This is a genomic window from Deltaproteobacteria bacterium, from assembly GCA_009929795.1.
In the GTDB taxonomy this organism is placed as follows: Bacteria; Desulfobacterota; Desulfovibrionia; order Desulfovibrionales; family Desulfomicrobiaceae; genus RZZR01.
Window position 1 is genome coordinate 1 of sequence record RZZR01000343.1, and the last position, 1,524, is coordinate 1,524.

A 1,524-nucleotide genomic window follows, 5' to 3' on the forward strand; every position below is an offset into this window, starting at 1 on the left:
GAAGCAGATTTGGCCCATGAGAATGAAGAGGGGGATGACGGTCAGACCGTAGGAGTTGAAGACCCCCCAGGTCTCGCTGCCCAGCATACTCACAGCCGGCTGCCAGCCGAGCATCTTCCAGCATCCGAGAAAGCCCACCAGGGCCATGGCGAAGCCGACCGGAATCCTGAGGATGAAGATGATGGCCAGAAGGGACAGGACTGCGGTCAGGCCCAGGGCGCCGGGGCTCATGGGCGTCTTTCCCGTGCCGGAAGGACAACGGCCAGGGTCTCGACGATCAGAGTCAGGACCAGGACGGCGAAGCCCACGGCCACCATGCCCACCACCGGGTAGTAGGGCAGGTGCGTGGTTTCAGAGAGTTCCCCCATGTTCTTGAGGGCCAGGGCCAAGTTCAGGACCTGCCAGGAGACAAGGGAAAAGAGGCCCAAGGACAGCAGGTTGGACACAACGATGAGGGTCCGGTTCCAGACAGGTGAGATGGTTTCCGGAACGAGGGTCACGGTGATGTGCCCACGAGTCTGCTGGGTTCCGGCCAGGGCCATGGCCGCCACCACGGCCCCGGCAAAACCCATGAATTCGAAGGTGCCCTTGAGGGGTGTCCAAAATGCCCGCAAGAGGATGTTGGCGCTGGAGACCAGAACCATGGCCGACAGAAGGAGGCCGCCAATGATCATCAGGACGGTGTTCAGTCGGCGGCTGACAAAGATCAGGCGTTGAAGCATGTCGTTTCCGCTAGTTCAGTTCCGTCTCGTATTTGGCTTTCAGTCTCTGAATCCGGGTAAGAATATCTTCTGACGGCAGGGCCTTGGATTCGGCCATGGTCTTCCATTCGTCCACAAGGGGGGAGAGCTTCTGTCTGGCGGTCTCCATGTCCTCGGCTGACAGGGTCACCGGCGAGGTGCCGTATTTTTCGTGGACCCAGGCAAGGGAGTTCTGGACATGGCCGTCCATGTATCGGCCTGTCCACAGGGCCTGTTCGGGGGCGAGGTCATCGAGAATCTTTTGGATGTCCTGAGGCAGGGAATTCCAGGCTTTGAGGTTCATGATTACTGCAAAAGTGTAGACCTGAAAGTTGCCGATGGTCTGGTAGGGGCAGAATTCGGCGAAATTCATATCCTTGAGAACCTCCATGGAGGTCAGCAGGCCTTTGACCAATCCCTTCTGCAGGGCCTCGGGCACGTCGGGCATAGGCATGGACACGGGCACGGCCCCGAGGCGCTCCAAGACCTTGGAGGCAATACCAGAGGCCCTGTATTCGACGCCCTTGATCTGATCCAGCGTGGTGATTTGCTCGCGAGTCATGAGGTTTGAGGGGGCGGAGGTGAACATGGTCAGGACCTTGACTCCGGAGAATTCCTCGGGGTTGGTCTCCTGAACGAGATCGTGGAGCACCATGGAGGCCACCGAGGCCGAATCAAAGCCCAGGGGAAGTTCGACGGCACTGCTGACCGGGAAGACGCCGGGTTGGTAGGCCAGGCCTACGCAGCCGATGTCGGTCTGACCCATCTGGACGCCCCGGAACAT

General features: G+C 59.7%; 3 protein-coding genes. All 3 read right to left on the minus strand.

Translation table 11 applies throughout. The features are described 5' to 3' along the window. Nucleotides 1-231: TRAP transporter large permease subunit (locus tag EOM25_14845; GenBank protein NCC26455.1), on the minus strand; the 231-nt coding region annotated here is incomplete at its 3' end. Continuing rightward, entirely contained in the window at nt 228-722 is a 495-nt protein-coding gene (locus EOM25_14850) for a TRAP transporter small permease (GenBank protein ID NCC26456.1), read from the minus strand. The genes EOM25_14845 and EOM25_14850, both read right to left, overlap by 4 nt. A gap of 10 nt (nt 723-732) precedes the next feature. Then, nucleotides 733-1,524, minus strand: a 792-nt coding sequence (locus EOM25_14855; protein ID NCC26457.1) for a C4-dicarboxylate ABC transporter substrate-binding protein, incomplete at its 5' end; no start/stop codon positions are given.

Coding starts and splice junctions, on each gene's coding strand:
- EOM25_14850 (NCC26456.1), bottom strand. CDS start 722: ATGCTTCAACGCCTGATCTTTGTCAGCCGCCGACTGAACACCGTCCTG.